This is a genomic window from Lederbergia citri, from assembly GCF_018343625.1.
Lineage (GTDB): Bacteria > Bacillota > Bacilli > Bacillales > Bacillaceae_C > Lederbergia > Lederbergia citri.
On record NZ_JAGYPG010000003.1, the window covers coordinates 710,569 to 718,201 of the forward strand.

Consider the following 7,633-nt stretch of genomic DNA (forward strand, 5'->3'; position numbering starts at 1 on the left):
AGGGGTGGATGTTTTGTGAATATTTCAATAAGTTTGACAGAAGTGAATGAGGAATTACACGCAAAACTAGAAGGAGAAATAGATGCTTACACGGCTCCGAAAGTAAAAGAATCTCTTCATCCCTACGCGGAAAAGTCAGGGATTAAAATAATCGTTGATTTAAAAGAAGTTTCTTATATGGATAGTACAGGTTTGGGTGTTTTCGTAGGTTTATTTAAGACTTTGAGGGCTAATGAAGGGAACTTAATGTTGACAGGCTTGTCAGATCGTTTGCAACGGTTATTTGAAATAACTGGATTGGCTGATGTGATGAACATTAATTCCGAGGTAGAGGGTGGAGTGTAATGATGCAGGATTTTGATTACATTGAAATGAAAATACCAGCAATGCCGGAGTATGTAGGCGTAATTCGGTTAACTCTGTCTGGAATAGCAAGCCGTATGGGTTTTACGTATGATTTAATCGATGATTTAAAAATCGCGGTTAGTGAAGCTATCACGAATGCTGTCCAGCACGCCTATAAAAAGGACGAGGGCGGGGAAATTGTGGTTGGCTTTGGTCTTTATCAAGATAAACTTGAAGTAATGGTTGCAGATTCAGGTAAAAGCTTCGATTTAAATAAAGCACGAGACGAAATAGGACCTTATAATGAAGATAGTCAAATAGAATTTCTTCGTGAGGGAGGTCTAGGTCTTTATTTAATCGAAAGCTTAATGGATGAAGTAAGAATTCATCAAAACGAAGGGGTAACGGTCTTTATGACTAAATACCTTGAAGGAGAGCAGGTGGAGGGGAATGTCAAAACAATCTCAACCTGATCAGACAAAAAATCAAGTGATTGAATGGATTAAAGCCTATCAAGATCACGGGGATGATGAAGCCCAAAACAATCTCGTGCTTCATTATAAAAATCTCGTTGAATCAATAGCCCGCAAATATTCAAAAGGAAAATCCTTTCACGAAGATATTTTTCAAGTAGGGATCATTGGACTGCTTGGTGCGATTCGTAGATATGATGAATCATATGGAAAGACATTCGAAGCGTTTGCTATTCCAACCATTATTGGTGAAATAAAGCGTTTTTTAAGAGATAAAACGTGGAGTGTCCATGTTCCCCGACGTATTAAGGAATTGGGACCAAAAATCAAGTCAACCGTTGAAGAACTTACAGTTAAACTGCAGAGGTCTCCACAAATTAACGAAATCGCGGAGTATTTGGAGGTCTCAGAAGAGGAAGTATTGGAAGCGATGGAAATGGGAAAAAGCTACCAAGCTTTATCTGTGGATCATTCAATTGAAGCGGATGCAGATGGAAGTACTGTTACCTTGCTCGACATTGTCGGAAATGTGGATGAGGGGTACGAAAAAGTTAATCAAAGACTTGTGTTGGAAAAGGTTCTCCATGTTCTGTCTGATCGAGAAAAATTGATCATTCAATATACATACCTGGAAAACATGAGTCAAAAAGAAGCCGGGGAAATGCTGAATATCTCGCAAATGCATGTATCGCGTCTGCAACGGAGAGCAATTAAAAAATTACGGGAAGCTATTTTTGCTGAATCCTTAAATACGGAGAGTTCCACTTTATGATCCATCTTAAAAATGAGCATTCGGAAGCCCATGCTTTCCAAACTGCAAAAGACAGCAATCTCATAAATGGCGATAGTTTCTATCTCACCTTAACGGATGACTATTTTCTATGTATACTAGCTGATGGACTCGGGAGTGGAGAGTACGCTCATGAAGCTTCCCAGGCAGCAGTATCTGTAGTTAAGTCTAATCCTGAAGAAAACGTTGAGACCCTGATGGATTTTTGTAATAAGGTGCTAATCAGGAAACGCGGGGCCGCGGTCGCTATTTTAAAAGTGGATTTCAAGCAAAGAGAATTTGAATATAGTTGTGTTGGAAATATTCGATTTTATTTATACACCCCAGCTGGGAAACTAACTTACCCAATGCCAGTGACAGGATATCTGTCAGGCAAGCCTCAGAAGTACCGCACACAAAAATATACGTACGAACCAAACTCAAAATTTTTAATCCATTCAGATGGATTTGTCAACGTAAATACAAAAGATTTATTAAACAGCTGTCAATCTATTCTTGCCTTGGTTGCACATTTAAAAGTAAAACAAGTTAATCGATCAGACGATATGTCGTTTATCGTCGGAACCTTGCTCTAAGTGAGCGAGGTTTTTTGCTTTCTGAACAATATGATAAAATATAAGAATGACGCAAAGAAATGAGGGAAGTACGTGATTGAAATCGAAAATAAAGAAGAAGTTTTGCTGAGGAGACTAGCAGGCGAGCTTCAATTATCAAAAAAACAAATTCAAAGTGTTATTCAACTTCTGGAGGAAGGCAATACCGTGCCTTTCATAGCCCGTTATCGAAAAGAAATGACTGGTGCGCTTGATGAAGTTCAAATTAAAGGAATCTCGGATAGTTGGACATATTTACAAAATTTAGAGCAACGTAAAGAAGATGTTATAAGACTAATTGATGAGCAAGGAAAGCTCACAGACGAATTAAAGGTACAAATTTTGAAAGCTGATAAGCTTCAGCTCGTTGAGGATTTATATCGACCATATAAACAAAAGCGGCGTACGAGGGCAACCATTGCGAAGGAAAAAGGTCTAGAACCATTAGCGCAATGGATGCTTAGCTTTCCTATAAGCGGAAGTGTTGAGGTTGAAGCGGAAAAGTATATTTCAGAAGAAAAAGAAATTTTAACAAATGCTGATGCAATAAAAGGTGCACAGGACATTATCGCAGAACAAGTTTCAGATGATGCTTCATTTCGTGAATGGATTAGAAAGGAAACATATCAATCGGGTATTATTACTTCCGTCGTCAAAAATGAAGATAAGGATGAGAAACGGATTTTTGAGAACTATTACAGTTATGAAGAACCTGTTAAACGAATCGTTCCTCATCGAATTCTTGCTATAAACCGTGGAGAAAAAGAAGATATACTTCGTGTATCAATCCAATCGAATACGGAACGAATTTTTTCGTTTTTACATAAAAGTGTGCTTGAAAACGAGAATTCAGTAGCAGCAGCCGATATAAAAGAAGCAATAGAAGATGGATATAAGCGTTTGATAGAACCTGCTATTGAAAGGGAAATTCGCAACGAATTGACCGAAGTAGCAGAAAATCAAGCCATTCACATTTTTTCAGAGAACTTAAGAAAATTATTATTACAGCCCCCATTAAAAGGGAAGGTTGTACTTGGAGTCGATCCTGCTTATCGTACAGGTTGTAAATTGGCGGTTGTCGATGAAACAGGTAAGATGCTCTATATAGATGTCATCTATCCGCATCCACCTAAAGCTAAGCCTGATGAAGCAAAGAAAAAAGTGCTCAATATCATTCGGAAATTCGGTGTGGAACTCATCACTATTGGGAATGGAACAGCATCGCAAGAGACGGAGCAGTTTACGGTAGATTTACTAAAAGAAAATCAATTGGATTTGGCATATTTGATTGTAAATGAAGCGGGAGCAAGTGTTTACTCTGCCTCAGATTTGGCTAGAGAAGAATTTCCGGATTTACAAGTAGAGGAAAGAAGCGCCGTTTCAATCGCAAGAAGATTGCAGGACCCGTTGGCGGAATTAGTAAAAATTGATCCGAAATCAGTCGGCGTCGGGCAATACCAACATGACGTTTCTCAGAAAAAACTAAATGAATCACTAAAATTCGTAGTAGAAACTGCAGTTAACCAAGTTGGGGTAAACGTCAACACGGCTTCTTCTTCTCTTTTACAATATGTTTCCGGGTTAAGCAAAACGGTCGCCAATAATATTGTGAAATTTAGAGAAAAAAACGGAAAGTTTAATAATCGTAAGCAATTATCTGGCATCCCTCGTCTAGGAGCTAAAACATATGAACAAGCAATTGGCTTTATGCGAGTTTTAGAAGGGGAAGAACCTTTGGATTCAACTCCTATTCATCCGGAAAATTACGATAGTGTAAAAATGCTTTTAAAAAGACTAGGCTTTTCGACAAATGATATAGGAAGTGAAGAGCTAGGTAATGCATTAAAGGAAATGGACATAAAGGTTATTTCAGAAGAGCTAGGGCTTGGTGTATTGACGCTTCAGGATATTGTGGACGCCTTAACGAAACCTGGACGCGATTTGCGTGACGAACTGCCAAAGCCTCTTTTAAAAAAGGATCTACTTAAACTAGAAGACCTTCAACTAGGGATGGAACTACAAGGAACCGTTCGGAATGTGGTTGACTTCGGAGCGTTTGTCGATGTTGGTGTGAAGGAGGACGGTTTAGTCCACATCTCTAAACTGAGCAATCGTTTCGTTAAACATCCTCTTGATGTCGTTTCGCTAGGAGATATAGTAACGGTTTGGGTAGAAAATGTAGATGTAAACAAAGGTAGACTATCACTGACAATGGTGAAAAAGTGACAAAAGAAACACTGCTAGTTTGATTAGCAGTGTTTTTTTCTATAAAAAAACCAACATTGATTAAGTAATTTGATTTGGTACCGATTTTTTTCTAAGAAAGCTTTTTGAATCTGATTTTGAAACCATGTAGGCATACGAATTACCTCCTATTGAGTATTCGTTTACCAATATTGTATGGTAAAATTGATTGTCTCGTTCGATTAATATTGGAGGGAGAGAAAAGTGACAAATGAGGAATTACAATTATTAACTGAAGAACTTTCAACAAAGTTTTTTCATAAATCTTTTAATCACATAGCATTTTTTAATCCGAGGCTACGTACAACGGGAGGTAGGTATATGTTGACTTCCCATAATATAGAAGTAAATCGTTATTACTTTGAAGAACATGGATTAGATGAATTGGTAGGAATTATTAAACATGAACTATGCCATTATCATTTACATATAGAAGGAAAAGGATATAAGCACGGAGACAAGGATTTTCGATTGTTAATGAAAAAAGTAGGAGCACCAAGACATTGTACACCACTAAAAGAGAGCAAGAGTAAAAAACCTCAGCTAAAAATATACTATTATAAGTGTACAAAATGTGCCTTAGGCTACCAGCGTCGTAGAAGAGTTAATACAAAACGTTACGTATGCGGAAAATGTCGTGGAACATTGGAAGAAGTTATAAATAAGAACGAATCATTTTCTTCATAGATTTTTTTGAAAAATTTAATTAGATTTTTTATTTCAGGACTATTGACAGTTAGTCCATAGCTTATTATAATCGGAAGAGTCATTAATCCGCAGTAGCTCAGTGGTAGAGCTATCGGCTGTTAACCGATCGGTCGTAGGTTCGAATCCTACCTGCGGAGTTTGGTATGGGGAAGTACTCAAGAGGCTGAAGAGGTGCCCCTGCTAAGGGCATAGGTCGCGTAAGCGGCGCGAGGGTTCAAATCCCTCCTTCTCCGCCATATTTAATATTATTCATGGCCCCTTGGTCAAGCGGTTAAGACACCGCCCTTTCACGGCGGTAACACGGGTTCGAATCCCGTAGGGGTCATTATTTTTATTTTTTATAAGTGGTCCCGTGGTGTAGCGGTTAACATGCCTGCCTGTCACGCAGGAGATCGCGGGTTCGATTCCCGTCGGGACCGCCATTATGATATAGAAGATATTTCCTTTTACATAGAATCTAAAGTATGTTAATATAATATTCTTCGATTCTATTTTTATGTTTTAATAAGATCATTGGGCTATAGCCAAGCGGTAAGGCAACGGACTTTGACTCCGTCATTCGTTGGTTCGAATCCAGCTAGCCCAGCCAAAAAAAATATTGACAATCGTTTGTCTAAGTGATAATATATATCTTGCGCTTTTAAAAATGCGGTCGTGGCGGAATGGCAGACGCGCTAGGTTGAGGGCCTAGTGGTAGCAATACCGTGGAGGTTCAAGTCCTCTCGACCGCACCAGAGATTATTTTAGCTATTTAGCTAAGTATTTATGCGCCCGTAGCTCAATTGGATAGAGCGTTTGACTACGGATCAAAAGGCTAGGGGTTCGACTCCTCTCGGGCGCGCCATTTAATAATGCGGGTGTAGTTTAGTGGTAAAACTACAGCCTTCCAAGCTGTTGTCGTGGGTTCGATTCCCATCACCCGCTCCAATATAGTGTTTGATCTTTGAAAACTGAACGAAACGAACGTTAAATTATTTATTTTAAACAATGGTTTTATACCATTGCCAGCAAATGAGCTAACAAACTTATATGAGAGTTTGATCCTGGCTCAGGACGAACGCTGGCGGCGTGCCTAATACATGCAAGTCGAGCGGACCTGAGGGAGCTTGCTCCCAAAGGTTAGCGGCGGACGGGTGAGTAACACGTGGGCAACCTGCCTGTAAGACTGGGATAACTTCGGGAAACCGGAGCTAATACCGGATAACTTCTTTTCTCGCATGAGGAGAGGTTGAAAGACGGTTCTGCTGTCACTTACAGATGGGCCCGCGGCGCATTAGCTAGTTGGTGAGGTAACGGCTCACCAAGGCGACGATGCGTAGCCGACCTGAGAGGGTGATCGGCCACACTGGGACTGAGACACGGCCCAGACTCCTACGGGAGGCAGCAGTAGGGAATCTTCCGCAATGGACGAAAGTCTGACGGAGCAACGCCGCGTGAGTGAAGAAGGTTTTCGGATCGTAAAACTCTGTTATCAGGGAAGAACAAGTACCGTCTAACTAACGGTACCTTGACGGTACCTGACCAGAAAGCCACGGCTAACTACGTGCCAGCAGCCGCGGTAATACGTAGGTGGCAAGCGTTGTCCGGAATTATTGGGCGTAAAGCGCGCGCAGGCGGTTTCTTAAGTCTGATGTGAAATCTCGCGGCTCAACCGTGAGCGGTCATTGGAAACTGGGAAACTTGAGTGCAGAAGAGAAGAGCGGAATTCCACGTGTAGCGGTGAAATGCGTAGAGATGTGGAGGAACACCAGTGGCGAAGGCGGCTCTTTGGTCTGTAACTGACGCTGAGGCGCGAAAGCGTGGGGAGCGAACAGGATTAGATACCCTGGTAGTCCACGCCGTAAACGATGAGTGCTAAGTGTTAGAGGGTTTCCGCCCTTTAGTGCTGCAGCTAACGCATTAAGCACTCCGCCTGGGGAGTACGGCCGCAAGGCTGAAACTCAAAGGAATTGACGGGGGCCCGCACAAGCGGTGGAGCATGTGGTTTAATTCGAAGCAACGCGAAGAACCTTACCAGGTCTTGACATCCTCTGCCACCCCTAGAGATAGGGCGTTCCCCTTCGGGGGACAGAGTGACAGGTGGTGCATGGTTGTCGTCAGCTCGTGTCGTGAGATGTTGGGTTAAGTCCCGCAACGAGCGCAACCCTTGACCTTAGTTGCCAGCATTCAGTTGGGCACTCTAAGGTGACTGCCGGTGACAAACCGGAGGAAGGTGGGGATGACGTCAAATCATCATGCCCCTTATGACCTGGGCTACACACGTGCTACAATGGATGGTACAAAGGGCAGCAAAACCGCGAGGTCGAGCCAATCCCATAAAACCATTCTCAGTTCGGATTGCAGGCTGCAACTCGCCTGCATGAAGCCGGAATCGCTAGTAATCGCGGATCAGCATGCCGCGGTGAATACGTTCCCGGGCCTTGTACACACCGCCCGTCACACCACGAGAGTTTGTAACACCCGAAGTCGGTGGGGTAACC

At 41.8% G+C, this 7,633-nt stretch carries 7 protein-coding genes, 8 tRNA genes and 1 rRNA gene; 15 read left to right on the plus strand and 1 reads right to left on the minus strand.

The window, feature by feature from the left end; all coding sequences use genetic code 11:
* Positions 1 to 15: 15 nt before the first annotated feature.
* The 5 genes from KHA97_RS19545 to KHA97_RS19565 all read left to right on the plus strand — a co-directional run bounded on the left by KHA97_RS19545 (position 16) and on the right by KHA97_RS19565 (position 4,427).
* A complete protein-coding gene (locus KHA97_RS19545) occupies positions 16 to 345 on the plus strand; it encodes an STAS domain-containing protein (RefSeq protein WP_213126423.1) in 330 nt (109 codons plus the stop codon).
* A gap of 2 nt (positions 346 to 347) precedes the next feature.
* Positions 348 to 818, plus strand: coding sequence for an anti-sigma B factor RsbW (gene rsbW / locus KHA97_RS19550; RefSeq protein ID WP_325167513.1), 471 nt, complete (start codon positions 348 to 350; stop codon positions 816 to 818).
* Entirely contained in the window at positions 796 to 1,590 is a 795-nt protein-coding gene (gene sigB, locus KHA97_RS19555; protein ID WP_213126425.1) for an RNA polymerase sigma factor SigB, read from the plus strand. Before rsbW ends, sigB begins: the two co-directional genes overlap by 23 nt.
* On the plus strand, positions 1,587 to 2,183 hold the full coding sequence (locus KHA97_RS19560; protein ID WP_213126426.1) for a PP2C family serine/threonine-protein phosphatase: 597 nt from the start codon (positions 1,587 to 1,589) through the stop codon (positions 2,181 to 2,183). Before sigB ends, KHA97_RS19560 begins: the two co-directional genes overlap by 4 nt.
* Before the next feature lie 72 nt (positions 2,184 to 2,255).
* Entirely contained in the window at positions 2,256 to 4,427 is a 2,172-nt protein-coding gene (locus tag KHA97_RS19565) for a Tex family protein (RefSeq protein ID WP_213126427.1), read from the plus strand.
* 23 nt (positions 4,428 to 4,450) lie between these two features.
* Here KHA97_RS19565 and cmpA read toward each other — a convergent pair whose 3' ends face one another.
* Positions 4,451 to 4,561, minus strand: coding sequence for a cortex morphogenetic protein CmpA (gene cmpA, locus KHA97_RS19570; protein ID WP_213126428.1), 111 nt, complete (start codon positions 4,559 to 4,561; stop codon positions 4,451 to 4,453).
* A gap of 88 nt (positions 4,562 to 4,649) precedes the next feature.
* Between cmpA and KHA97_RS19575 the strand changes: the two genes are divergently transcribed.
* The 10 genes from KHA97_RS19575 to KHA97_RS19620 form a co-directional block, all read left to right on the plus strand.
* Complete coding sequence (locus tag KHA97_RS19575) at positions 4,650 to 5,132, plus strand: SprT family protein (protein WP_213126429.1); 483 nt, start codon at positions 4,650 to 4,652, stop codon at positions 5,130 to 5,132.
* An 86-nt stretch (positions 5,133 to 5,218) separates the two neighbouring features.
* Positions 5,219 to 5,290 (plus strand) — tRNA-Asn (locus KHA97_RS19580).
* Positions 5,291 to 5,298: 8 nt separating this feature from the next.
* Positions 5,299 to 5,389 (plus strand) — tRNA-Ser (locus KHA97_RS19585).
* Between the two features lie 17 nt (positions 5,390 to 5,406).
* Positions 5,407 to 5,478, plus strand: a tRNA-Glu gene (locus tag KHA97_RS19590).
* Positions 5,479 to 5,499: 21 nt separating this feature from the next.
* Positions 5,500 to 5,575, plus strand: a tRNA-Asp gene (locus KHA97_RS19595).
* 92 nt (positions 5,576 to 5,667) lie between these two features.
* Positions 5,668 to 5,742 (plus strand) — tRNA-Gln (locus KHA97_RS19600).
* Positions 5,743 to 5,801: 59 nt separating this feature from the next.
* Positions 5,802 to 5,887: transfer RNA gene (locus tag KHA97_RS19605), tRNA-Leu, on the plus strand.
* Positions 5,888 to 5,920: 33 nt separating this feature from the next.
* Positions 5,921 to 5,997, plus strand: a tRNA-Arg gene (locus tag KHA97_RS19610).
* Positions 5,998 to 6,006: 9 nt separating this feature from the next.
* A tRNA-Gly gene (locus tag KHA97_RS19615) sits at positions 6,007 to 6,080 on the plus strand.
* Between the two features lie 98 nt (positions 6,081 to 6,178).
* Positions 6,179 to 7,633 (plus strand): 16S ribosomal RNA (locus KHA97_RS19620); the annotation flags it as partial.